This window comes from Eudoraea sp. (assembly GCF_039969275.1).
Taxonomy (GTDB): domain Bacteria; phylum Bacteroidota; class Bacteroidia; order Flavobacteriales; family Flavobacteriaceae; genus Eudoraea.
Map to the genome: position 1 here is coordinate 461,791 of NZ_JBDVOC010000003.1, position 22,723 is coordinate 484,513.

Here is a 22,723-nt window from a genome sequence, read left to right on the forward strand (position 1 = left end):
TTCAATTTTCTAAACTTTAACATGTCTAAAAATCCCTATTTACAGACCCTCATGCAATTAAATGTTACCTAGGGCGCGTATTATGTTGTCAAATTGCTTTATTTGTAGGTATAAATCTTATCGTATGCGACATATTATCGGCTTTTTCTGTCTTTTATCGACCTTTGGGTGCAATGAATCCAAAACTTCAAAAAAACCAGACCTTGAGGCAACCGCCAGACAGATCCATGAAAATGTAATTACGATTGATACGCATAATGATATTAATGTGAAAAATTTTACTGACAGTATAAATTACACACAGGATCTGGAGACCCAGGTTAATTTACCGAAAATGAAGGCGGGAGGGTTAGATGTGGCATGGTTTATTGTCTATACCGGTCAGGATTCCTTAAACCCTGTGGGTTATGCCAAAGCAGAGGCAAATGCCATGGCCAAATTTAAAGCTATTCACCGTTTGTGTGATACATTCGGTTCTGGAGAAATTGATCTTGCCAGAACTTCCGAAGAGGTTAGGGCTATTCATAAATCTGGTAAAAAAATAGCTATGATTGGTGTGGAAAATGCATATCCGATTGGTGAGGATCTATCCAAATTTGAACAATATCAAAAATTGGGCGCAAGATATATCTCCCTCGCCCATAACGGTCATAGTCAATTTTGTGATTCTAATACAGGAGAAAAAGAAAATATATGGTTATATAATGGTTTAAGTGAGCTAGGTGAAAAAGCTGTATATGAGATGAATAGATTGGGTATTATGATTGATATATCACATATTTCAAAGGAATCTATGATTCAGATTGTATCCTTATCCAAAGCTCCTATAATAGCTTCCCATTCTTCTGCACGCAGGCTATGTGATCACAGCAGAAATTTAGATGATGAGCAATTAAAATTACTCAAAGAAAATGGAGGGGTAGTACAAACGGTGGCCTTTAGCTCCTATTTAAATACGGCAAAGCACGATACCAGATCAGACTATATGAAAGAAATATATAAGCAAGTCGCGGATTCAATGGGAATAGAATGGTTTGAAAGATCTGAATTTAAGACGCTAACGGAAAAGCAACAGAACGACTATTTAAAAAACTACCCCAAAGTATTAGGAAGGGCAAGAACTCTGGTTGCTAAAAGGAGTGATGTGCCTCCTGAAGTGGACGTTTCCGACTTTGTGGACCATATTGACTATATGGTTAATCTGATAGGGATAAACCACGTAGGAATAAGCTCTGACTTCGATGGCGGCGGCGGCATTAACGGTTGGTCGGATGCTTCTGAAACCTTTAATGTAACTTTAGAATTGGTAAAAAGGGGATATTCTGAATCCGAAATTGAAAAGTTATGGGGAGGCAATTTGCTCAGAGTACTGGATGATGTTCAGAAATATGCACTTTCTCAGAAAAAATGAACCCGCGTAAAGCAGTTGTAAATAGTTTGAACTAAATTTTTGATTTAGACCAAAAGTGAAATTAGATTTATATATATGTCTGAAAAAGGCAAAAGTGTTAACAAATAATTGGGGAAGAATACTAAATAATGTTAAGCTAACAATAAACTTTTCTTAAATGCTTTTTTGTGAACTATGAAATTGAATAGATTTAAACAACCTAAACAAATTTCATCATGCAAACAATCAGCAAATACTTCGTGGCCCTCCTTCTTTCTTTTTTCTCCAATTATGTCAATGAGCCTCCAACTGAATCTGAAAAGCAGGCCGGAATTCATGAAACCCATATTCAACTAAAGAAACACTCTGACTGCAATAAGGTGAAAAAGACTTTTTCTGAATTCGAAAATTTTAGCTAAATCATCATGGAGCCGGCAGGAATAGCCTATCACAATTCCGATCCTTTTTTTACAGTTTTCAAAATACCGCAGTGGCGAGCTAATCTATACAAATTCTTGTCTGTTAAATTTTGGGGGAGTTTGCCTGGCAATTGGCAGCGAAGATTTTCTGCTTTCTATTCCAGGGTTTATGACAAGCCTTTTACTAAATATATTATTGGTCCATATATAAGATATTATTATAAGGATCCCAATTACAAAGACAAATTTCTCCCTCCGGAAGGGAAAAAGGATTTTGGAAGTTTTCAGGATTTTTTTATTCGCAGGTTTAAGACGCTTCCCACAAATAAAAGTCAGTGGGTTTGGCCATGCGAAGGTTTGCTTTGTGATGAAGGCAAAGTCTATGAATTTGGAACATCAAAAGTTAAAAGTGATAAACGCAATTTAGAGACAATTTTTGGAGTCTCTAAAGAAGATATTCCCTCCGCTTATAGTTTTACAAACGTATTTTTGCATAACAAAAATTATCATCGGATACATGCTCCTGTAAGCGGCACTATTACCAGAATCCAACATATACCGGGAGACCTCATAGTGCTGCGACCATGGATATACAAGCAAAATCCATCCTTACCTGCTTTCAGAAATGAACGTTACAATATTGATATTACAGATAATAAAGGCAGAATTTGGTATTTATCCATTGTTGGGGGACCTGCTGTGGGAACTATAAAACTTCCTAAATCTATAATTTCGAATAATAAAGTTGAAAAACTTGATGAATTGGCTCTGTTTTATCTGGGCTCCACCTGCTGCATGGCTGCTCCCGAACACCCTAAGTATCACTGCAAAAACACCTTTGTAGAAGTAGGTGCTACCTATTGATTATTTGGCTTAAAAAGCAAGGGTTTTTGGCACATTGAGCTTTATCCTGAATTTTTCATTTATCTTCCTTATAAAGAAAGCGGACAACAAAGGAGATTCCAACTCCATGTTCTGATGAATAAAAAAATGGATGTTATTTAATCCCAAGGTATGCCATTCCCAAAGCCGTTCTACCCATTCGTCAAGACGGTGATAATCACTACTATGATTAGCACCAACAAAACGAACAAATGCCTCGTTGTTCGTGAGTTGCATATGCATAATATCCCTTCTTCCGGCGGTATCTACCAGAACATTGGCAATATCCTTTTCTTCCAATAAATTATAGAGCTCATTAGCCACGTAAACATCATTAAACCAATCTGTATGCCTGAATTCCAGGGCAAGAGGAAACTCTTTTGGCCAGTATTCCACCAACCGCACTACCCTATCCCAGTTTTTTGGGCCGAAGTTGGGATGCATTTGTAAAAATATAGTTCCCAATTTATCTTGGAAGCCTGCCGTTGCCATAAGAAAATTGTCCAAAGCAGGGTATGCCATATCGTTTAAGCGTCTTAGGTGGCTTACATTTTGAACAACCTTAGGAAAAAACTTAAAGGTATCTGGCACTGTATCATACCAGGTAGCATATTGTTCAATTGGAAATATGCGGTAAAAGGTGGCATTGAGTTCTATACAATTAAATTGGCTGCTGTAATATGGCAATTCTTCCTTTGTTCCACGGGGATAAAAATTTTTAAGTTCCTGACGATTCCACTTGGCGCAACCTACAAATATTTTTAACGGACCATTACTATCAACAGAAGCTAAGACATCTGCTAAGTTAGGATGGTCTTTGGGAAGGGTAAAATCTATGAGATCCGGGCGGTCTACTTTACCAAATTTCATACTGCCTCTTATTACTTTTAAGTGGTGTTGAAATTACATATAATTAATAATACATTAGAAAACGAGTTCATTCAAATGGACTATACCTTATTTTCATTGAAATTCTACATGTTCATAAACCAGTTAACAACTAATTGTTCTCCAGGCTTAGTATAGCTGGCGTATTATCTAATTTTATAGAAACTCCTTCAGATGAACCAAAGATCTGCTGACCTCCTTGGCTTAAGGCCGGAGATTCCCAACGCCAAAATTACCCCTGATATGAGTAAAGACGAACAATTCCAGAACGGAACCTTACGTCCCATAATCAAATTTCAGAACCCATTATTAATCGAGGCATTTAAAAACTATATTGTTAAACATAAGAATGGGTTTTATGAATTGAGCATTGAAAAACGTCTGGATTATATAGAAAATGCTATCCAAAAAGACATCAAATTCCGAAATTCCCTCAAGGGAATGGTTATTGGCCAGTTTACAGTTGAAGAATATATGGCCTATATTCAAAACTCTTCGGCTCTCAACAAACGGATGATGAATATGGTAGTTGAACGTCTAAAGGACCAGGCTCAAGCTTTCGAAGCTTCGGTATTAGTTTAGAAGGGATTCTCCGTTAAGATTGGTTGTCAGGATTTCGCTCATTAGATTAAAATAGGGTCTGATTTCTTTAAAGGATTTATTTACTTCTTCCATAAAATCCTTATTCAACACTTCTTTATCGGTAAAATTTCGCACAAAAATAAAGGCTTTCTTTCTTATCAAATCAATGTTGGGGTCTTCCTTATTAAATCCTTTAGGAGCTGTTTTTACTTCGTCCCCTACCATTTCTCCCCAAGTATTCTTAAAGGCAGGCTTACTGATTAATTCTCTAAAAGCTGTTGCATCATGTTCCAACTCTTTACGGATACGCAAAAGATCTTCTTTATTGGGTTCCCAAAAACCGGCCGCCATAAATGATTCTCCTGGTCGGATCTGCAAATAATAACCACCTCTAAGCCGTGCACCAGCCCTCGAAAATGAACCTGCAAAATGAGATTTATATGGAGTCTTGTCCTTTGAAAATCTTACATCCCTGTAAATTCGAAATATTTTTAGCTTTTCTATTTCATCATGTTCCTTCATCTTATCCATCAGGCTATTGTAAAATCCTTTTACGTCAGTTTCCAAAGATTTGAATTCAGACTTATGTTGTTCAAACCATTCGCGATTATTGTTTTTTTTCAATTCCTTTAAAAAACGCAGCGTGTCTGTAGTAATTACTGTATTTGCCATTCGACTAAGAGGTATAAAATTTATGCTAAAGTTAACCATTTTGGGGTAGATGCTTTTTATATATTGGTTAATTTTGATACTCAACTTACTACAATGGACAAGTCACTAATCGTAAAGAAAATTATCGAAAATAAAAAACAACCCAATCTGAGATACCGGCTTAAACGGCGTGTGGAAGATTTTACAGACCTTCTATTCCTTACTTTATTTGATATTGAAACTCCTGTTGAGACTAATATTGAAGCTCTTGAAATTCAATTTGATGAGTTGATAAATCTTGCTTGTTGGGATGTTGAGAAACCTTGTTCCAAAATATGGGGAAATTATTTGGAAAGACTGCCAATGGTCCTCGAAAAACTGAATTTAGATGCAGAAGCCATAGCCAGTTGCGACCCGGCTTCCTTATCTATTGAAGAAGTTTATATGGCTTATCCCGGCTTTTATGCAATAGCCATATATAGACTGGCACATGAATTATATAACAAGGGGTTTCCGCTGGTACCAAGATTAATGACCGAATATGCTCACAGACAAACTGGAGTAGATATAAACCCTGGTGCCCATATAGGAGAATCCTTTTTTATTGATCATGCTACTGGTGTGGTCATTGGAGAAACAGCAATAATTAAAAATAATGTAAAGATCTACCAGGGCGTGACATTAGGAGCATTATATGTAGCTAAAAATTTACAGAGGACTAAGCGCCATCCCACTATAGAGGACAATGTTACGATATATGCAAATGCGACTATTTTAGGTGGCAATACTATAATTGGGGAAAATTCAATAATTGGGGGAAATGCCTGGGTGACTTCATCCGTGGCCCCAAATTCTAAAGTATTTCATAGCGCCGAAATAACAATAAAAACTTCACCTAATGTCTAATAGTATTTTAGATTTAATAGGGAACACGCCTCTTGTAGCCTCAAGATCTTTAAATGTAAACCCTGGTGTTACCCTTCTATTTAAAATGGAAGGTCATAACCCAGGGGGTAGCGTAAAGGACAGGGCCGCTTATAATATGATTAAAAGCGGGATAGAACGTGGCGAGATTAACAGCGGCAGCAAATTAATTGAGGCAACCAGTGGTAATACAGGTATTGCCCTTGCAATGATTGCCGGTATGTATAAGCTGAATATTGAATTGGTAATGCCCGAAAACTCAACTAAGGAACGGGTACAAACCATGCGTGCATATGGAGCAAAGGTTACTTTAACCAATGCGGAATTGGGTATAGAAGGCGCAAGGGATTACGCAGAATCAAGGGTAGTAGACGACGGTTATCAAATGCTTAACCAATTTGCAAACGATGATAACTGGAAAGCACATTTCGAAACTACTGGCCCGGAAATATGGAGGGATACAGCAGGTAAGGTAACTCATTTTGTGTCAGCAATGGGAACAACCGGAACTATTATGGGTACCTCGACCTATTTGAAAGAACAAAACAAAAATGTAAACATTGTAGGTGTACAGCCAAAGGATAAATCTAAAATACCCGGAATTAGAAAATGGCCCAAAGAATACCTTCCAAAGATCTTCGACCCTTCAAAAGTTGATCAGATAATGGAAGTAAGTGAAGATGAAGCAAGAATTATGGCTAAACGCCTGGCTAAAGAAGAAGGTATTTTTGCAGGTATGAGTAGTGGAGGAGCAACGGCAGCCTCGTTAAAACTTGCTGCGAGCCTTAAAAGTGGTTTGATTGTTTCTATTATTTGCGACCGGGGCGACCGCTATTTATCTTCAGATTTATTTGACTGATAAGAGGATAAAATTTCCTGAACCCCATCACGATAGACCTGGAATTCCTTTAAATTATTATGTTGCCCGCCCTTTATTGTAAAGAAGGTATTTTTATTGACTAAGACGGAATTAAAAAGGCGTAAACCGGAATTATAGGGCACTACTCTATCTTCTGTGCCATGAAAAAATGCTATTGGACAACTTACTTCTGAAATGTACTCATAAGTTTTTAATGGATATTTTAAAAACCATTGAACTGGCAAATACGGGAAACGGTTTTTCCCCAAATCTAAAAGACTGTAATAAGGCGTTTCCAGGATAAGGCGAAATGGGTTGTTTTGTGATGCCACCCAAGTCGCGATCCCAGTACCCAGTGAACGACCGTATAATGTAATTCCCGTCTCCTCATAATGTTTTAAAGCGTATTCATAAAATAGCTGTCCATCATTAAAAAGTGATTTTTCACTAAGCTTACCGGTACTTTTACCGTAGGTCCTATAGTCCATAATAATTACGTCATAGTTCTTTTCAACAAAAAAGAGCGCAATATTTCCCCAACGTGTAAGGTCGCCAGCATTACCATGGTAATAAACAATAACTCCTTTAGGTTGCTCCTGTTTAAAATGAATACCATTTAAAACGGCGCCGTCTGTGGCTGTTAAATAAATTTCCTCAAAAGGTTGGGTGAAAGAATACGTATAGTCTGAAGGTAATTTGGAAGGTAAAAAGATTAGTTTTTCCTGAAGTAAATAGAGCATAGTAGATATAAGTAGATAAGCCGATAACAGAAATAGAACGGCTTTTTTTAGTTTAACCATTTAAACCTTTAAATTGTGTTTAACATGAATACTGGAACCTTTGAGATCAACTTTTATTGGTCTTTTCGTTATGATTTCACTTAACATTTTGTGATAGGATTCGAATGTATTCAAATTCTTGTGTCCTCCACCTATCACTGTATATAGAGTTGTTGAAGTTGGCTTTATTTTAGAAAGTTTTACGCTGGTCTTGTAAGGAATTAACTTGTCATCTGTACCATGAATAATATGGATGGGGCAATTTACGTATTGCAGCCATTTATAGGTAGGCATTGGAAATTTAAGCAATATTGAAAGAGGCATAAAAGGGATGTATTTTTTGGCCACCTTACTTAAGCTGTAGTAGGGAGCATCCAGAATCAACATTCTTGGATTGTTCATAGATGCGAGCTTGGCAGCAAAACCAGAACCTAATGAGCGACCGTAAAGAATGATATACTTCTCGTCTACGTTTTCCTTTATTTTATTATAGATAACCTGCATATCCCGCTTAATAGCCTTCTGTGTGCGCCTACCGGTACTTTTACCAAAACCCCTGTAATCTACCATTAATACATCATAGCCATGCCTTGTAAAATCAACCGCAAACTTCCCCCAGCCTTTTATACTTTTGGAATTTCCTTTTAGATAGAATACAATACCCTTAGGCTGCGGTGCTTTAAATCTTAGTCCATTTATTATTGCCCCATCCCTTGTCTCAACATTATATTCCTCTATTTCCTGGTGCTCATATTGAAACAGAAAATCTGCAGGTAATTTTTCCGGTTTAAACATTAGGTAATCCTGCAGAAAATAAAGTAGTATGTTAATTAATACATATGTTAGAAGTAACAAAACAACAATATATACCCAATTTGGCATAGAATTACATTTGCTTCAATGTACAAAAAATCTGGTTACAGGACTTATTCAAATTCGAGCTGATGCAATACAAGGCCAGAACCAGGGGCCACATAAGAGATCTTTATTTCTGTGTCTTCAAGTAAAGATGATTCAATTTCATGAATGCTAAGCAGACCTCTACCTAATTGGACTAAAGCGCCCATAATCATCCGAACCTGATAACGCATAAATCCTTTTCCGCAAATTCTAAGTATATAACTGCGCTTTGGAAAAAAACTGGCATTAATTTCTGTATTCTCTATTATTTCACAGGAAGTTATCGTTCTTGTTAATTGTTTATTCTCACCTGGTTTTGCAGTATAAGCCTTAAAATTATGAGTGCCTGTATAAAGTGCTGCTGCCTTTATCATAATGTCTATATCGAGATCATCTAAAATATTTGCCATGTAAGGAGCACAAAATGGATGGTTCTTTTCACCAAAAGAAAAAAAATAGCGATATTCCTTAGATTTACTATCTTTAATAATATTAAAGTCTTTATCTATATATTTTACTATAAGTACTTTAATATCAGACGGTAAGTTATTATTAAACAAATTAATGAAATCTGTTATATTCGAAATTGGTGTTTCTTCGACGATCAATTGAAAAGCCGCATCTAGTGCTGAAACTTTTGCGTCAGTTCTACCGGCACCTAAGATTTTAAATTTCTGCTGGGGAAGAATAAATTTAAGTGTTTTATGAAGCATTCCTTCTATAGTTCTTTGTCCGGGTTGCTTTTGCCATCCACTATATCTGAAACCTAAAAACTGCACTCTAATCAAATAATAATAACGTTTTCTCATAAGAGTTAAGATAAATAAATGTAATGTTTCTAGATAGTAATTTCCAAAAATTTGACTTTATTTATGCAACCTCCTGATACAGTAGTTTTGGTATTTATGTTTTTCCTTATCCCGGGAATTCACAGATTATTTAAAGCAAGAATTACATTTTTTTGTATTTTGTATAGTATAAAACAACCTAAACTGAAATAAAATGAGTGAAAAATCAAACACAAAACCACCTGTTTGGTTTTGGATTGTGAGCATTCTCGCGCTGTTGTGGAACTTAATGGGAGTTATGTCTTATCTGGAACAGGCATACATGACTGATGAGATTAAAGCGCAATACACTGCGGAACAATTGACCTTAATGCAAGGGATTCCGGCGTGGGTTACTGCTGCATTTGCCATAGCTGTGTGGGGTGGACTTCTGGGGTGCATTGCCCTTTTATTTAGAAAAAGATGGGCCAAACCTTTACTAATGCTATCCCTTATTGCTATACTAATACAGATGGCATATTCATTTTTCATGACTAATGCTGCGGAAATTTATGGTCTGATACCGGGCATAATTATCCCTCTGCTTGTTATTATTATTGGAATAGCCCTGGTCCAATTCGCCAGGATTGCAGAGAAACGTAATTGGATTTCTTAAATAGATTCTATTCCATCCAAAAAAGGCACATATTTAAATATGTGCCTTTTTTTGTTTTATTATTACCTTACTTTATCATAAGTGGTTTATAACAGATCTGGCAAAGCTTAGTTTTTTTGGGATGCAAATACTTTTGCGGACATCCTCAGAATAATGAATAAAAGTAGTTAGAAAACGAAAAGTTATTGTTTTCGCAACAACTTTTTGAGGTTACTCAACATTGTTTGCGCTTCATCGAATTTTTTCAAATAAAGAATATAGGCTTGCGTTAAAAACTGCAACGAGGTTCCCCAAAAGCCTTGCAACCTACTTATATGAAGGCGATTTTAAGATTTTTTTCCTGGAGAAAATGTATGCTACTATCTATTGCAGTTATTGCAATGCTTATAGTTTTCAACTTTTACGGTTTATATACCAATAAGTTTTACTTTTTCAAATTTGACAACTATATATTTCCATTGTTTACGATTGTTCATTTTATTTTTCTTTATGTCCTGTGGTTTAAAATAAAAGAGGGGGAATATACAGATCCACAAATGCGAAATCTGGAATATGCCATGTATGGAATTTTTCTTATTTACATATTTAAAATAATGGATACGGGATATATATTGCTCAGTTATTCTGAATACCAGGATCATATTATGCCTAATACATTTATACCTGTTGGTATGGTAATTATCCTTTTGCAGTTCCTTTTACTTTTTCTAACCATAATGACATTTAAACACAGAATATTAATGGTTGGCCCATATAACTTTGATAACATTAATGAGAATATTGATTCGTGGCAATAACAATTTTCTATTATGTTATGGCAATGCAAAGGACCTTGGATGAATTTCCAGGGTCTTTTCACTTCAAGGCAATCAAGCCCTAATCTGTTATAATTTTCATGATTACATAACAAATAAAAGTGATAGGGATTTAGGGGAGGTCACATACTTCTAAAATTTTGAATGATGTTCTGTAAGGAAAATGTGATTGTTTCGGCTATTATGATAATAATGGAACTTTATGATACCACTATTAAAGTATTGAGCCGCTCGAAAGAAGGTAACTCATTTATTTTTAACCTTACAATATATGGAAAGGGTTAAGAATTGCTATGAAGACAAAAGCCCTTGATTTTAAGGGCTTTTGTTATTTAAATGCAGCTTACAATTTACTTATAAAACTCCCATAAAGGTCTTTAAATTGATATCCCTTTTGAAATCTGCGTTTACTTAACTTTTTATTGGCAACAAGTCCCCACAATAGAAATTCCTTAAGAAAAAATGTATCTTCTTTGGAAATATCTGGCTGATGCCTTTTAATAAGTGTGTTTAGTTCAGGAATACTATTAAGTGTAGCTTCATATTCATTATTGCTTAAATTGTCCATCAGATCCAATCCCTCGCTTTCAAAGAACCAATTGATCAAGTTATCATATGGGCTTTCGGTATCTTTATGTTCCAATTTCTCAATTTTTGGAAAATAATTGGAAAATAATGTTTTAATGGCATCTTCAAATAGAATAAGTGCAACTGTATCTGCACCTTCCTGCTCACCTTCATATACCAGTTCTATTTTACCGGTAATAGCCGGAATAACTCCCATAAAATCACTAAGTCTTACCTTGGTCTTATCTTCACCGGAGATCAACGCCCTTCGTTCTGCAGTGCTTAACAGATTTTCGAAGGCCGTAATGCTTGTTCGTGCACTAACCCCACTCTTTGAATCGACATATTCACTTTTACGTGCCTCAAAACTAATCTGCTCAAGTAGATCTTTCGCTAAGTCTGGCACATAAATAGATTTTACCTGCCTCTCATCTAATTGAGCCTCCTGCTCGGTAATTCTTCTGGCAATTTCAATTTCTTCCGGGTAATGCGTAAGAATTTGAGATCCTATCCTGTCCTTTAACGGTGTAACTATACTACCCCTGTTAGTATAATCTTCGGGGTTAGCCGTAAAAACAAACTGAATATCCAGGGGTAATCTCAATTTAAAACCTCTTATCTGAATATCTCCTTCCTGTAAAATGTTAAATAAGGATACCTGAATCCTGGATTGGAGATCCGGTAGTTCATTGATAACAAAAATGCAGCGGTTTGAACGTGGGATCATTCCAAAATGAATAACCTTGTCATCTGCATAAGATAGTTTCATATTTGCGGCCTTAATAGGATCTACATCACCTATTAAATCTGCTACAGTCACATCTGGTGTAGCTAGTTTTTCATAAAAACGATCTTCTCTGTGCAGCCACGAAATAGGCGTTTTATCGCCCTTCTCCTTAATAAGTTCTCTACTGAACCGTGATATGGGCTTAAGAGGGTCATCATTTATTTCTGATCCCTCAACAATAGGTATCCATTCATCCAGCAGGTTTACCATGAGCCTTGCCAATCGCGTTTTTGCCTGACCTCTAAGTCCTAATAAATTAATATTATGGCGTGATAAAATGGCACGCTCTAACTCAGGAATTACCGATTCTTCATACCCCCAAATACCGTGAAAAGTCTCTTCTCCTTTGCTTATTTTATCACGTAGATTCCATCTTAGTTCATCCTTTATACTCCTGCTCTGATAGCCTGAAGCCTTGAGTTGTCCTAAGTTGGAAATTTTTTTAAAATCTATTTTCATAATTACCTAAATCTTTATATAACAATTCTTTATAGGATTATTTTAATCCTTTACTTTAATCTTTTTTTTCTATTTTGTTCATAATCTTCAAAAATCATTTCACCTAAACCATCCAGGCCTGTAAAAAATGCTTTTCCATTATTAGCTTCGGTAAAATGCCTTATGAATTGTCTCAAATAAGGATCTTGTGCTATCATGAAAGTAGTAATGGGAATATGTAATTTTCTTGCCTGCCTTGCTGTATTGTAACATTTTTCAACAATAAAATCGTCGAGGCCAACACTATTTTTATAATAAGTACCATCCGGCATTCGCAAACAACTGGGTTTACCATCCGTGATCATAAAAATTTGTTTGTTGGTATTTCTTTTTCTCCTCAACATATCCATAGCAAGTTGTAATCCTGCAACAGTATTGGTATGGTATGGTCCTACTTTTAAGTATGGAAGGTCCTTAATGGGAATGGGCCAGGCATCATTGCCAAAAACCAAAATATCAAGAGTATCTTTCGGGTACCTTGTAGTAATAAGCTCGGCTAAGGCCATTGCGACCTTTTTAGCTGGGGTAATGCGGTCCTCGCCATATAAGATCATAGAATGACTAATGTCTATCATTAGTACGGTACTCATTTGAGCTTTAAAATGGGTGTCCTCAACTACAAGATCATCTTCGGTGAGGGAAAAACTATCCATACCATGATTAATCTGAGCATTTTTCAAACTTTCGGTCATAGAAATATGCTCTAAAGAATCTCCATAGCGATACTCTCTAAAATCACCAGTATGCTCGTCTCCTGGACCTGATTTCCCGGTCTTATGATTCCCGGATCCGCTTCTCTTAAGTTTACCAAAAATCTGATCCAAAGCACGCTTACGAATAATACGTTCCATTTTGGCAGTAATGGCAAGACCAGGTTCACCAAATTCACCTTCACCCTCACCACTACCCTCTTCCAATTCTTCCCGTAAAAATCCCTTTGCCTTCAGGTCCTCTATAAAATCATCAATGGTATAATTCTCGTCTGTAAGTTCATACTCCTTATCCAATTCTCTTAGCCAATCCAGGGCCTCATCCACATCGCCTGAGGTATGTGTAATAAGTTCCTGAAAAATCTCAAAAAGTTTTTCAAAAGGGGTAAGCTGTGGTGCCTCGTAATTTAAAAAACGAAAGCCTTTTCCTGTTTTCATGGCCATTAGCTAAAAATACTACATTTCATAAAATGCAGTATTATATTTAAGAAAACTTAAAGATTTTGGACTATTTTGTTGAATGCCTGCTCTTTAGTATGTCCACTACATCATTAAGTTGAAAACCTTTAGCCTGCAATAAAATAAGGTAATGAAAAAGTAGGTCGGCACTTTCTTCAAGAAAAAGCTTGTCATCATTGTCCATTGCTTCAATAACAGTTTCTACTGCTTCTTCACCAACTTTCTGGGCAATTTTGTTTATCCCACTTTTAAACAAGGAACTTACATAACTCTTTTCATTACTACTATGCTCTTTTCTATCTGATATTACATTTTCAAGCTGTGTAAGAAAACCAAAATTTTGATCATTCTTTTTATCCCAGCAGGTATCGCTTCCCTTGTGGCATGTAGGTCCAACCGGGTTTGCTGAAATTAATAAGGTATCATTGTCACAATCAATTTCCACATCTACTAATTTCAGATAATTACCACTTTCCTCACCTTTTTGCCATATCCTGTTTTTGCTTCTACTGAAGAAGGTGACTTTTCCTGTTTCTATAGTTTTTTTGAGGGCATCCTCATTCATATAACCAAGCATTAGGACATTTTTGGTAATATGGTCCTGGATTATTGCCGGTACAAGTCCATCTTTATTTTTGTCAAATGCTACTTCCATAGTGTAATTCTTTTATCGCTGATTAAAATTTGGTTATAATCTAACAGGAATGCCATTATCCTGTAATTCCTTTTTAAGATCTTTTATCTCCATTTCCTTAAAATGGAATACACTAGCTGCCAGTGCGGCATCTGCTTTACCATAATTAAAAGTATCTATAAAATGCTGCATGTTTCCAGCGCCACCTGAAGCAATTATGGGGATATTCCGTTCTGTTGAGAGTCTTGCCAGTGTTTCATTGGCAAATCCGTTTTTCGTGCCATCATGGTCCATCGATGTAAATAATATTTCCCCTGCGCCTCTTTCTTCAACTTCTTTGGCCCATTGAAACAATTCCAACTCTGTAGGTACTTTACCCCCTACAAGATGCACTTTCCATACCCCATTTATCTGCTTTGCGTCTATAGCCACTACTATGCACTGAGAACCGAATTTAGCCACCAGTTCATTAATTAAATCAGGGTTTTTAACCGCTGAGGAATTTATAGAAACTTTATCTGCCCCATTATGCAGCAGAATATCAACATCTTCTACTGAAGAAATACCGCCCCCAACTGTGAAAGGGATATTAACTTTTTCTGCTACGCGTTTAACCAAATCAGCAAGGGTCTTTCGCCTTTCCTCGGTTGCAGAAATATCAAGAAATACCAATTCGTCTGCACCTTCATTTGCATAAACTTCTGCGAGTTCAACAGGGTCTCCGGCGTCTCGTAAATCCACGAAATTAACACCTTTTACCGTTCGGCCGTCCTTTATATCCAAACAAGGAATTATTCTTTTGGTAAGCATTTTCTAAAGTTCGTTTTTAATATTCAAGTCCCTTCCATCAAAAAACCCTAAATCCTTGTTGGTCATTAATTTAGTCCAAAATGCAATTTGACCTGTATGATAGGAATAATGTTCAACTGCATGAATTACAATTCCTATTCCCGAGAGTTTAAATCCCTGCACTTCACGTATTTTAATTAATTGTTTTTTGTTACATTGTTTTAGTATAATCTTGGCTTCTTTAACGGTATCTTCCAGTTTTTGAATGAGCTGGCTTTTAGTAAAACCACCGGTCATTGAGAATTCTTCATCTCTATTTCTATAGTCATCTCGTTCTCCTAAAGATGCAATAATATATTGGGTCATATTGCCACAAATATGTGCTATTTGGTTACCAATACTATTGGACGATTCATTTGGTTTTTTCCAGATATCTGATTCTGAAATAGAATCAAGACTAATTTTAATCATTCGGGTACCCTCATCTAATCTGTAACTAGAATTTTTCAAAAATTCTGACACCAAATCATCTTCTATATTATTCATGCTGATAAAATAAACTGTTCTAATCGCTCTAAACTAATCTTATTCTCATAAATGGCTTTGCCTAGTATAGCACCTTCGCAACCAATTTCTTGCAATGCCTGTAAATCTTCAAAATGCGCTATACCGCCACTGGCAATAAGATTTATGCCTGGAATTTTCACATCTTCCACACCACTCATACTCACCACCGTCTTATTTAACTTCGTTTCTTCAAGAAGCCGCTGGTATAATTCTATTGCCGGCCCTGCCAACATCCCATCCTTTTTAATATCTGTACAAATGATATATCTGATCCCTTTCTTATGGTAATCCTTAACAAATGGTATTAATTTCTTATCCGATTCTTCCTGCCATCCTGTAATTGCAATTCGTTCGTCCTTAACATCTGCTCCCAGAATGATTCGCTCTGCTCCATAAGTTTCAATCCATCCCAGAAAAGTGTCACGATCATTTACTGCGATGCTGCCTCCGGTTATTTGCCCCGCGCCACATTCAAAGGCAATTTTTAAATCTTCATTGGTCTTCAGTCCCCCTCCAAAATCGATTTTTAAATTGGTTTTAGTAGCAATGGTTTCTAAAACCTTATAATTTACAATATGTTTTGCTTTGGCACCATCGAGATCTACCAGGTGAATATATTCAATTCCATGAGCTTCAAATTTGAGTGCAACTTCCAATGGACTTTCGCTATAAACTTTTTTAGTAGTGTAATCTCCCTGTGAGAGCCTGACACATTTACCTTCTATAATATCTATTGCCGGTATCAATCTCATTTATCTTATTTTTTGCATCCATGTTTCCGGTTCAGAAATTTTGTGAAACCCATATTTTCTATAAAAATCATGGGCATCTTTTGTTCTTAAACCAAACTTATTTACTTCCCGAAGTTCGGGCAAATTCATAATATAATCCATTAAAAATCTACCTGCTCCTTTGCTCTTGTGTTCATCTATAACAAATACGTCCATTAACCATCCGAATACTACATAATCTGTAACGAGCCGTGCAAAACCAATTTGCTCTTTACCTTCAAATACGGCAAAGCAAATAGCGTTGTCCATAGATTTCATGACTTCTTCTTTGCTTCTCCCTTTTGCCCAGTATGATTGCTTTGATAGATAATCATGGATCAAAGTAATATCCATTTCACGAATATCTGTGCTGATTCTGAATTCTTTCATTTCCCACTATAACGCTAAAAAGTTTTTTAAAATCCGCGCTCCAACTTTGCTGCTTTTTTCAGGGTGAAACTGAACCCCATAAAAGTTATCTTTCTGTAAAGCACTACTATACGCCATTTCATATTCCGTGACCGCTATGGTCTCTTCACAAATTGGGGCATAATAACTGTGTACAAGATAAATATGATCTTTTTCAATTACACCCTTAAATAATGCAGATTTAAGATTAGTTATTTGATTCCATCCAATTTGTGGTACTTTAACACTGTTTGTAAATCTGACAACGTCGGTATCAAAAATACCTAAGCCCAATGTATTTCCTTCTTCAGAAGAATGGCACATTAACTGCATCCCCAGACAAATACCTAAAACAGGCTGTTGTAATTCCGGAATTATCTTATCTAAACCACTGGCCTTCAATTTATTCATTGCACTACTTGCCTCCCCAACACCTGGAAATATCACACGGTCAGCGGCCATTATCTCTTCAGCCTTTTCACTCAATATGGCCTCAACCCCAAGGCGTTTGAAAGCAAATTTTATACTTTGGATATTTCCTGCACCATAATCTACTATAACCAATTTCATGTGATTCAACACTTTAGTGATTCAATATTTGAATTCCCCGAATCTATTTCTAGAGCATTCCTTTTGTTGTTGGTAATAACATTTTATCCACATCTCGCCTTACAGCCATCTTGATTGCTTTGGCAAATGCCTTAAATATTGCTTCAATCTTATGATGTTCGTTGGTTCCTTCTGCTTTTATATTCAAATTGGCCTTTGCTCCATCCGAAAAAGATTTAAAAAAATGATAAAACATTTCCGTTGGCATCTTACCAATCATTTCCCGTTTAAACTCAGCCTCCCAAACTAACCAGCTACGTCCGCCAAAATCAAGAGCTACCTGAGCAAGACAATCATCCATTGGCAGACAAAAACCATAACGTTCCATTCCTAACTTATTTCCTAAAGCTTTGTGGAATACTTCCCCCAGGGCAATGCCTGTATCCTCTATGGTATGGTGTTCATCTACTTCTAAATCGCCCTTTACACTAATATCCAGGTTCATTTGACCATGCCGGGCAAGTTGATCCAACATATGATCAAAGAATAAAATCCCTGTAGAAATATTGCTTATTCCTGTTCCATCTAAATTCAGATGAATACGAATATCCGTTTCTTTAGTTTTTCTTGAAATTTCAGCGACTCTGTTTTCTAATTTTAAGAAATCATAAATAGCATTCCAATCTGCCGTTTCCAGAACAATTACCTCTTTTAATTCCTCCTCCTCTACAGTGATCTCATTTGTTCCCAAAAACGTATTTGTATTTATATAAATTCCTTTGGATCCCAAATTTTTTGCCAGTTCCATATCGGTTAACCGATCGCCAATCACAAAGGAGTTTAGCAGGTCATATTCTTCAGAAAAATACTTCTTCAGCATTCCTGTCCCTGGTTTTCGGGTCTCCGCGTTTTCTTGTGGGAAGGTTCGATCTATGTGGGTTTCTGAAAAGATGATCCCCTGGCCCTCAAAACACTTAAGAATAAAATTATGAGCCGGCCAAAATGTTTCTTCGGGAAACGTCTTTGACCCAAGACCATCCTGATTAGTCACCATGACTAATTCAAAATCCAATTCCATAGCTATTCTGCTCAGATAGCTAAGGACACCAGGATAAAATACTATTTTTTCTAGACTGTCTGTTTGTTCGTCTGCCGGTTCTACGATAAGTGTACCGTCACGATCAATGAATAAGACCTTTTTCTTGGCCGGTTGTAGTTCCATTACAAGGAGTTTAATACTTTTAACAATGTTTCGTTCTCTTTAGGGGTACCTATTGTAAACCTTAGCGTATTAGCACAAAGAGGTTGCGTTGATCTGTTTCGAACCACCACCCCTAATTCTAATATTTCCTGATACCTTTTATCAGCATCATCTACTTTTACCAATATGAAATTGGCATCTGAAGGAAATATTTCTTTTATATAATAGATTTCGGCTAACTGTCCTGCCATTCGATCTCTTTCCACCAAAATTTCAGTAATCTGTTCATCTATTAAAGCAGTATTCTGAAGCATCTGTAATGCCTTTCGCTGAGTGAGTTCATTTACATTATAAGGTGGCTTTATTCGGTTTAAGATAGCTATTATATCCTCAGACGCATAGCATACTCCTAAGCGTAAACCAGCCATTCCATAAGCTTTGGAAAATGTCCTGGTTACTATAAGATTAGGAAACTGTCCAATTTTATTAAGCCAGCTACTCTGGGTTGTGAAATCAATATATGCCTCATCAATGACTATTAAACCTTGAAAATTATTCAGCAGGTATTCAATATGTTTAACAGAAAAATTATTTCCGGTAGGGTTATTAGGTGAACTCAGGAAGATAACTTTGGTGTTCGAGTTTATAGACTCCAATATCTTATCTACATCAAGCTCAAAACTTTCCGTCAGCAGAACCTCCCTGTTCTCAATTGCATTAATACCTGCCAGAACTTTGTACATTCCGTAGGTAGGTGGCATTGTAATGATATTATCTTTATTTGGTTCACAAAAGGCTCGGTAAATAAGATCCAATACCTCATCACTTCCATTTCCAAGAAGAATACTAGCCGGAGATAAAGAAAATCTTTTGGCTAAAAGAGTTTTAAGCTGACGTTGCTGCGGATCCGGATAACGATTGATTCCATTAGTATAAGGGCTCTCATTGGCATCAATAAATACCATTTTAGAGCCGTCAGAGGTATATTCATCCCTGGCAGATGAATAAGGTTTTAATTCCCTTACATTTTCCCGAACTAATCTATAGAGATCAAATTTCATAAACCGTATTCTTATAGCACCTATTATTGCCTTTTTTCTAAACTTTGAAGTCGCAGCGATACTGCATTTTTATGAGCCCAGAGGCCCTCTGCCTCTGCCATGACTTCAATGGTATTTCCAATACTGCGTATTCCTGTTTCAGAAATCCTTTGAAAAGTAATACTCTTGGTAAAACTGTCCAGGTTTACACCACTATACTGTTTAGCATATCCGTTCGTCGGCAAGGTGTGATTGGTGCCGGAAGCATAATCCCCCGCGCTTTCCGGGGTATAATTCCCAAGAAAAACAGAACCCGAATTCACCACGTTTCGAATATAATATTCCTCGTCTTTACAACAGACAATAAAATGCTCCGGTCCATATTCATTTATTAGATCGATGGCAATTTCATCATTTTCAACGAAGATCAATTTACTATTTTCAATTGCCTTTTTAGCAATGGCAACCCTGGGTAGTTTCATAATTTGTTTTTGCAATTCCACCTCGACTTCTTCCATAAGCGATTTGGATGTTGATACGAGTATTACCTGACTATCTGTTCCATGCTCTGCCTGACTTAAAAGATCTGAGGCTACAAAAGCTGCATTGGCAGAATTATCAGCGACTACCAAAAGCTCGCTTGGACCCGCAGGCATATCTATAGCAACGCCAAATTTGGTTGCTATTTGTTTAGCTACGGTAACAAATTGATTCCCTGGTCCAAATATTTTATAAACCCTAGGTATACTTTCTGTTCCAAATGTCATCGCTCCTATTGCCTGAATTCCGCCAACTTTAAATAGCTGCGTAATTCCACAAAGTTTAGCGGTGTAAAGAATGGCAGGGTTTATTTTTCCGGATTTATCGGGAGGTGTGCATAAAATCAACTCGGAACATCCCGCAATATTGGCTGGTATTGCCAGCATTAAAATTGTGGAAAACAACGGAGCTGTGCCTCCCGGGATATAAAGGCCAACTTTTTGAATTGGCCTTTTTTCCTGCCAGCATATTACACCAGGTGTAGTTTCTATTTCAATTCTGGACGTTTTCTGAGCTTTATGGAATTTTTCAATATTAGATTTTGCTGTTTGTATAGCAACTTTTAGCTGGTCCGATACCAATGCTTCAGCTTCAATAAACTCATCAGGGCTTACCAATAAATCAGAGAATTCAACTCCGTCAAATTGCTTCGTATATTTATGTAAAACCCTATCGCCATCTGCCTGCACTTCATTAAAAATCTGCATTACTGTACTCTCAATATCTTCAACGGTTTGAGTTGGACGCCTCAGAACAAAAGGCCAGTCTTGTTTTTTAGGACTGAATATTTTTTTCATAACACCATTTTCTCAATCGGGCATACTAATATTCCCTCGGCACCTGCCTGTTTCAATTCATTTATGACTTCCCAGAATTTATCTTTATTGATTACGGTATGTACTGAACTCCAACCCTCTTCAGCCAGTGGTAATACCGTTGGACTACGCATTCCGGGTAATATTTTAATAATATCTCCCAATTTGTCATTAGGGGCATTCATTAAAATATATTTGGATTGCCTGGCAACCAGAACCGATTTTATTCTAAATCTCAGATCATTCAGAAGCTCTTTCTGCTTTCCTGCTATCAAAGGTGAAACAGCCAAAACAGCTTCACTTTTGAGCATTACTTCTACCTCTTTAAGATTGTTTTTGAATAAAGTACTACCACTGGATACTATGTCGCAAATAGCATCAGCCAATCCAATATTTGGGGCAATTTCCACAGACCCGTTAATAATGTGAAGTTCGGCCTGAACGCCTTTATCCGAAAGGTATGCATTTAGCGTATTTGGATATGAGGTAGCAATTCTCTTTCCTTCCAAATCTTTAATCTCTGAATAAGGACTAGATTTTGGAACAGCCAGTGAAACTCTGCATTTTGAAAAACCCAGCTTTTCCTCAACCGTTATATTACTTCCTTTTTCTTTCAGCACGTTCTCTCCAATGATGGCAATATCCACGACACCGTCTTTAAGATACTGCGGGATATCTCCATTTCTAAGGTAAAACACTTCCATTGGAAAGTTTCGTGCCGAAGCTTTGAGTTGGTCTTTACCATTATCAATAGAAATACCACAGTCTTTTAGAACTTTTATTGAATCTTCGTTAAGCCTCCCCGACTTTTGTATGGCTATTTTTAATTTCTCCATTTGTTAAATTTCTTTTTCAAGCAATCAAAAAGGTTTAAAAGCAAAACCCGTTTGATTGCTCAAACGGGTTAGATATATTTTGGAATACAACAATACATTTCTACCTCGCCCGAGCGTAAGTGTACAAATGATGATGTGTATTTTTATTTCTCATTAGATTGTAAAATTAGAATTTATTTTTATTTCACAAAACTTAATGTAATTAATTATTTCCTAAAATAAGAGGCAACCCGTCTCCTCCTGAGCCTATGACCACCACTTTTGAATTAGGAGATTCTGCCATTTTTAAGGTAGCATCTATACCTTTATCCTTAAGGATTTTATCAGTTAAAGAAGCGCTAAGTATCCTATTCGCATCAGCCTTTCCCTGAGCTTCAATACGCACTTTTTCCGCCTCTTTTGATGCTGTAACTAAACGAAATTCATATTCCAGGGATTCTTGTTCCTGTTTTAGTTTTCTTTCTATGGCCTCTTTAATTGTGGGAGGTAGTGTAACATCACGAATAAGAATTTCATTCAATTGTATATACTGATCCTGAACTATATTCCTGGTTTCCTCAAAAATCTCTACTTGAATGGCATCGCGTTTACTGGAATATAATTGTTCCGGTGTATATCTGCCAACAACGCTACGGGCAGCAGATCTTATTGCAGGAAGAAGAATACGTTCTCTATATTGCTCACTCTTTTCCTGATGTAACTTCCCTAGACTAATATAATCGGGCTGAAACCAGGCCGAGGCGTCAAGCTGGATATCCAATCCATTACTGGAAAGGACTTTCATCTTCTCAAAAACTTCTTGTTGTCTTACTTCGTATATAAAAACTTTATTCCAGGGTGCAACAATGTGAAAACCTTCATTAAGAGGTGGTTCATCTGTTACCACACCGTCCCCAAAAGTTCTATACAGAACCCCCGCTTCACCAGAACCTATGGTCACTGCTGATTTAGAAATTAGTATAATCAATAAAATAATTAAAAACACTACTGGAAGTGCTATTTTAGGTAATTTATCCATTTG

General features: G+C 36.6%; 26 protein-coding genes. 8 read left to right on the forward strand and 18 right to left on the reverse strand.

Annotation, left to right across the window (positions count from 1 at the left end; genetic code table 11):
- Nucleotides 1-124 precede the first annotated feature (124 nt).
- The 3 genes from ABJH90_RS03000 (at nucleotide 125) to ABJH90_RS03010 (ending at nucleotide 2,673) form a co-directional block, all read left to right on the forward strand.
- The gene (locus ABJH90_RS03000) at nucleotides 125-1,411 is read left to right on the forward strand and encodes a dipeptidase (protein WP_348142248.1); all 1,287 of its coding nucleotides are present in this window, start codon (nucleotides 125-127) and stop codon (nucleotides 1,409-1,411) included.
- 215 nt (nucleotides 1,412-1,626) lie between these two features.
- Nucleotides 1,627-1,809, forward strand: a complete 183-nt coding sequence (locus ABJH90_RS03005; RefSeq protein WP_348142251.1) for a hypothetical protein — start codon at nucleotides 1,627-1,629, stop codon at nucleotides 1,807-1,809.
- 6 nt (nucleotides 1,810-1,815) lie between these two features.
- Entirely contained in the window at nucleotides 1,816-2,673 is an 858-nt protein-coding gene (locus tag ABJH90_RS03010; RefSeq protein WP_348338034.1) for a phosphatidylserine decarboxylase, read from the forward strand.
- A gap of 9 nt (nucleotides 2,674-2,682) precedes the next feature.
- Here the strand turns inward: ABJH90_RS03010 and ABJH90_RS03015 are convergent, their stop codons facing one another.
- Nucleotides 2,683-3,561, reverse strand: a complete 879-nt coding sequence (locus tag ABJH90_RS03015) for a DUF72 domain-containing protein (protein WP_348142257.1) — start codon at nucleotides 3,559-3,561, stop codon at nucleotides 2,683-2,685.
- A 192-nt stretch (nucleotides 3,562-3,753) separates the two neighbouring features.
- Between ABJH90_RS03015 and ABJH90_RS03020 the strand changes: the two genes are divergently transcribed.
- The gene (locus ABJH90_RS03020) at nucleotides 3,754-4,161 is read left to right on the forward strand and encodes a glyoxalase (protein WP_348142259.1); all 408 of its coding nucleotides are present in this window, start codon (nucleotides 3,754-3,756) and stop codon (nucleotides 4,159-4,161) included.
- Here the strand turns inward: ABJH90_RS03020 and ABJH90_RS03025 are convergent.
- Nucleotides 4,153-4,833 (reverse strand): DUF2461 domain-containing protein, encoded by a 681-nt coding sequence (locus tag ABJH90_RS03025; RefSeq protein ID WP_348142262.1) that lies wholly within the window; start codon nucleotides 4,831-4,833, stop codon nucleotides 4,153-4,155. The two genes, ABJH90_RS03020 and ABJH90_RS03025, sit on opposite strands and share 9 nt — an antisense overlap.
- Before the next feature lie 93 nt (nucleotides 4,834-4,926).
- Between ABJH90_RS03025 and epsC the strand changes: the two genes are divergently transcribed.
- Nucleotides 4,927-5,718: a serine O-acetyltransferase EpsC gene (gene epsC, locus ABJH90_RS03030; RefSeq protein ID WP_348142265.1), complete on the forward strand. Its 792-nt coding sequence runs from the start codon at nucleotides 4,927-4,929 to the stop codon at nucleotides 5,716-5,718.
- Entirely contained in the window at nucleotides 5,711-6,595 is an 885-nt protein-coding gene (gene cysM, locus ABJH90_RS03035) for a cysteine synthase CysM (protein ID WP_348142268.1), read from the forward strand. Before epsC ends, cysM begins: the two co-directional genes overlap by 8 nt.
- On the opposite strand, the gene ABJH90_RS03040 is transcribed toward cysM, so the two are convergent.
- From ABJH90_RS03040 to truA, 3 genes are read right to left on the reverse strand one after another with little or no spacing between them, the layout of a single operon-like run.
- Nucleotides 6,568-7,395: an alpha/beta hydrolase gene (locus ABJH90_RS03040; protein ID WP_348142271.1), complete on the reverse strand. Its 828-nt coding sequence runs from the start codon at nucleotides 7,393-7,395 to the stop codon at nucleotides 6,568-6,570. The genes cysM and ABJH90_RS03040 overlap by 28 nt on opposite strands.
- Nucleotides 7,396-8,256: an alpha/beta fold hydrolase gene (locus ABJH90_RS03045; protein ID WP_348142274.1), complete on the reverse strand. Its 861-nt coding sequence runs from the start codon at nucleotides 8,254-8,256 to the stop codon at nucleotides 7,396-7,398.
- A gap of 44 nt (nucleotides 8,257-8,300) precedes the next feature.
- Nucleotides 8,301-9,083 carry a tRNA pseudouridine(38-40) synthase TruA gene (gene truA, locus ABJH90_RS03050; protein ID WP_348142277.1) on the reverse strand — a complete coding sequence of 261 codons (783 nt, stop codon included), beginning with the start codon at nucleotides 9,081-9,083 and terminating at the stop codon, nucleotides 8,301-8,303.
- 193 nt (nucleotides 9,084-9,276) lie between these two features.
- Here truA and ABJH90_RS03055 point away from each other — a divergent pair, with 193 nt between their 5' ends.
- Together ABJH90_RS03055 and ABJH90_RS03060 are read left to right on the forward strand one after the other, a co-directional pair.
- Entirely contained in the window at nucleotides 9,277-9,717 is a 441-nt protein-coding gene (locus ABJH90_RS03055; RefSeq protein ID WP_348142280.1) for a hypothetical protein, read from the forward strand.
- Nucleotides 9,718-10,031: 314 nt separating this feature from the next.
- Nucleotides 10,032-10,514 (forward strand): hypothetical protein, encoded by a 483-nt coding sequence (locus ABJH90_RS03060; RefSeq protein ID WP_348142283.1) that lies wholly within the window; start codon nucleotides 10,032-10,034, stop codon nucleotides 10,512-10,514.
- 361 nt (nucleotides 10,515-10,875) lie between these two features.
- Here ABJH90_RS03060 and ABJH90_RS03065 read toward each other — a convergent pair whose 3' ends face one another.
- The 13 genes from ABJH90_RS03065 to ABJH90_RS03125 form a co-directional block, all read right to left on the reverse strand.
- Nucleotides 10,876-12,345, reverse strand: coding sequence for an AAA family ATPase (locus tag ABJH90_RS03065; RefSeq protein ID WP_348142286.1), 1,470 nt, complete (start codon nucleotides 12,343-12,345; stop codon nucleotides 10,876-10,878).
- A gap of 50 nt (nucleotides 12,346-12,395) precedes the next feature.
- Entirely contained in the window at nucleotides 12,396-13,538 is a 1,143-nt protein-coding gene (locus ABJH90_RS03070; protein ID WP_348142288.1) for a VWA domain-containing protein, read from the reverse strand.
- A 64-nt stretch (nucleotides 13,539-13,602) separates the two neighbouring features.
- Nucleotides 13,603-14,208 carry a bifunctional phosphoribosyl-AMP cyclohydrolase/phosphoribosyl-ATP diphosphatase HisIE gene (gene hisIE / locus ABJH90_RS03075; RefSeq protein WP_348142291.1) on the reverse strand — a complete coding sequence of 202 codons (606 nt, stop codon included), beginning with the start codon at nucleotides 14,206-14,208 and terminating at the stop codon, nucleotides 13,603-13,605.
- Between the two features lie 33 nt (nucleotides 14,209-14,241).
- On the reverse strand, nucleotides 14,242-14,997 hold the full coding sequence (gene hisF, locus ABJH90_RS03080; RefSeq protein WP_348142293.1) for an imidazole glycerol phosphate synthase subunit HisF: 756 nt from the start codon (nucleotides 14,995-14,997) through the stop codon (nucleotides 14,242-14,244).
- Nucleotides 14,998-15,000: 3 nt separating this feature from the next.
- Complete coding sequence (locus ABJH90_RS03085; protein ID WP_348142295.1) at nucleotides 15,001-15,522, reverse strand: DinB family protein; 522 nt, start codon at nucleotides 15,520-15,522, stop codon at nucleotides 15,001-15,003.
- On the reverse strand, nucleotides 15,519-16,295 hold the full coding sequence (locus ABJH90_RS03090; RefSeq protein ID WP_348142298.1) for a 1-(5-phosphoribosyl)-5-[(5-phosphoribosylamino)methylideneamino] imidazole-4-carboxamide isomerase: 777 nt from the start codon (nucleotides 16,293-16,295) through the stop codon (nucleotides 15,519-15,521). Before ABJH90_RS03090 ends, ABJH90_RS03085 begins: the two co-directional genes overlap by 4 nt.
- Nucleotides 16,296-16,703, reverse strand: coding sequence for a GNAT family N-acetyltransferase (locus tag ABJH90_RS03095; RefSeq protein WP_348142301.1), 408 nt, complete (start codon nucleotides 16,701-16,703; stop codon nucleotides 16,296-16,298). It abuts the gene before it with no gap.
- A gap of 6 nt (nucleotides 16,704-16,709) precedes the next feature.
- Nucleotides 16,710-17,291 carry an imidazole glycerol phosphate synthase subunit HisH gene (gene hisH, locus ABJH90_RS03100; RefSeq protein ID WP_348142304.1) on the reverse strand — a complete coding sequence of 194 codons (582 nt, stop codon included), beginning with the start codon at nucleotides 17,289-17,291 and terminating at the stop codon, nucleotides 16,710-16,712.
- A 49-nt stretch (nucleotides 17,292-17,340) separates the two neighbouring features.
- A complete protein-coding gene (hisB, locus tag ABJH90_RS03105) occupies nucleotides 17,341-18,492 on the reverse strand; it encodes a bifunctional histidinol-phosphatase/imidazoleglycerol-phosphate dehydratase HisB (RefSeq protein ID WP_348142307.1) in 1,152 nt (383 codons plus the stop codon).
- Nucleotides 18,492-19,532, reverse strand: coding sequence for a histidinol-phosphate transaminase (hisC, locus tag ABJH90_RS03110; RefSeq protein WP_348142310.1), 1,041 nt, complete (start codon nucleotides 19,530-19,532; stop codon nucleotides 18,492-18,494). Before hisC ends, hisB begins: the two co-directional genes overlap by 1 nt.
- A gap of 23 nt (nucleotides 19,533-19,555) precedes the next feature.
- Nucleotides 19,556-20,848 (reverse strand): histidinol dehydrogenase, encoded by a 1,293-nt coding sequence (gene hisD, locus ABJH90_RS03115; RefSeq protein ID WP_348142312.1) that lies wholly within the window; start codon nucleotides 20,846-20,848, stop codon nucleotides 19,556-19,558.
- Nucleotides 20,845-21,702: an ATP phosphoribosyltransferase gene (gene hisG, locus ABJH90_RS03120; RefSeq protein WP_348142315.1), complete on the reverse strand. Its 858-nt coding sequence runs from the start codon at nucleotides 21,700-21,702 to the stop codon at nucleotides 20,845-20,847. Before hisG ends, hisD begins: the two co-directional genes overlap by 4 nt.
- A 202-nt stretch (nucleotides 21,703-21,904) precedes the next feature.
- The gene (locus ABJH90_RS03125; RefSeq protein WP_348142318.1) at nucleotides 21,905-22,720 is read right to left on the reverse strand and encodes a prohibitin family protein; all 816 of its coding nucleotides are present in this window, start codon (nucleotides 22,718-22,720) and stop codon (nucleotides 21,905-21,907) included.
- Nucleotides 22,721-22,723 lie beyond the last annotated feature (3 nt).

Excerpts from the sequence above, each read along its gene's own strand:
- ABJH90_RS03055 (WP_348142280.1), top strand. The coding sequence starts at position 9,277 with ATGAGTGAAAAATCAAACACAAAACCACCTGTTTGGTTTTGGATTGTG.
- ABJH90_RS03085 (WP_348142295.1), bottom strand. The coding sequence starts at position 15,522 with ATGAATAATATAGAAGATGATTTGGTGTCAGAATTTTTGAAAAATTCT.
- hisG (WP_348142315.1), bottom strand. The coding sequence starts at position 21,702 with ATGGAGAAATTAAAAATAGCCATACAAAAGTCGGGGAGGCTTAACGAA.
- ABJH90_RS03065 (WP_348142286.1), bottom strand. The coding sequence starts at position 12,345 with ATGAAAATAGATTTTAAAAAAATTTCCAACTTAGGACAACTCAAGGCT.
- ABJH90_RS03045 (WP_348142274.1), bottom strand. The coding sequence starts at position 8,256 with ATGCCAAATTGGGTATATATTGTTGTTTTGTTACTTCTAACATATGTA.
- ABJH90_RS03000 (WP_348142248.1), top strand. The coding sequence starts at position 125 with ATGCGACATATTATCGGCTTTTTCTGTCTTTTATCGACCTTTGGGTGC.
- truA (WP_348142277.1), bottom strand. The coding sequence starts at position 9,083 with ATGAGAAAACGTTATTATTATTTGATTAGAGTGCAGTTTTTAGGTTTC.
- ABJH90_RS03090 (WP_348142298.1), bottom strand. The coding sequence starts at position 16,295 with ATGAGATTGATACCGGCAATAGATATTATAGAAGGTAAATGTGTCAGG.
- hisF (WP_348142293.1), bottom strand. The coding sequence starts at position 14,997 with ATGCTTACCAAAAGAATAATTCCTTGTTTGGATATAAAGGACGGCCGA.
- hisH (WP_348142304.1), bottom strand. The coding sequence starts at position 17,291 with ATGAAATTGGTTATAGTAGATTATGGTGCAGGAAATATCCAAAGTATA.
- ABJH90_RS03005 (WP_348142251.1), top strand. The coding sequence starts at position 1,627 with ATGCAAACAATCAGCAAATACTTCGTGGCCCTCCTTCTTTCTTTTTTC.
- hisIE (WP_348142291.1), bottom strand. The coding sequence starts at position 14,208 with ATGGAAGTAGCATTTGACAAAAATAAAGATGGACTTGTACCGGCAATA.
- cysM (WP_348142268.1), top strand. The coding sequence starts at position 5,711 with ATGTCTAATAGTATTTTAGATTTAATAGGGAACACGCCTCTTGTAGCC.
- ABJH90_RS03040 (WP_348142271.1), bottom strand. The coding sequence starts at position 7,395 with ATGGTTAAACTAAAAAAAGCCGTTCTATTTCTGTTATCGGCTTATCTA.
- ABJH90_RS03010 (WP_348338034.1), top strand. The coding sequence starts at position 1,816 with ATGGAGCCGGCAGGAATAGCCTATCACAATTCCGATCCTTTTTTTACA.
- ABJH90_RS03060 (WP_348142283.1), top strand. The coding sequence starts at position 10,032 with ATGAAGGCGATTTTAAGATTTTTTTCCTGGAGAAAATGTATGCTACTA.
- ABJH90_RS03070 (WP_348142288.1), bottom strand. The coding sequence starts at position 13,538 with ATGGCCATGAAAACAGGAAAAGGCTTTCGTTTTTTAAATTACGAGGCA.
- ABJH90_RS03095 (WP_348142301.1), bottom strand. The coding sequence starts at position 16,703 with ATGAAAGAATTCAGAATCAGCACAGATATTCGTGAAATGGATATTACT.
- ABJH90_RS03020 (WP_348142259.1), top strand. The coding sequence starts at position 3,754 with ATGAACCAAAGATCTGCTGACCTCCTTGGCTTAAGGCCGGAGATTCCC.
- hisC (WP_348142310.1), bottom strand. The coding sequence starts at position 19,532 with ATGAAATTTGATCTCTATAGATTAGTTCGGGAAAATGTAAGGGAATTA.
- hisD (WP_348142312.1), bottom strand. The coding sequence starts at position 20,848 with ATGAAAAAAATATTCAGTCCTAAAAAACAAGACTGGCCTTTTGTTCTG.
- epsC (WP_348142265.1), top strand. The coding sequence starts at position 4,927 with ATGGACAAGTCACTAATCGTAAAGAAAATTATCGAAAATAAAAAACAA.
- ABJH90_RS03015 (WP_348142257.1), bottom strand. The coding sequence starts at position 3,561 with ATGAAATTTGGTAAAGTAGACCGCCCGGATCTCATAGATTTTACCCTT.
- ABJH90_RS03025 (WP_348142262.1), bottom strand. The coding sequence starts at position 4,833 with ATGGCAAATACAGTAATTACTACAGACACGCTGCGTTTTTTAAAGGAA.
- ABJH90_RS03125 (WP_348142318.1), bottom strand. The coding sequence starts at position 22,720 with ATGGATAAATTACCTAAAATAGCACTTCCAGTAGTGTTTTTAATTATT.
- hisB (WP_348142307.1), bottom strand. The coding sequence starts at position 18,492 with ATGGAACTACAACCGGCCAAGAAAAAGGTCTTATTCATTGATCGTGAC.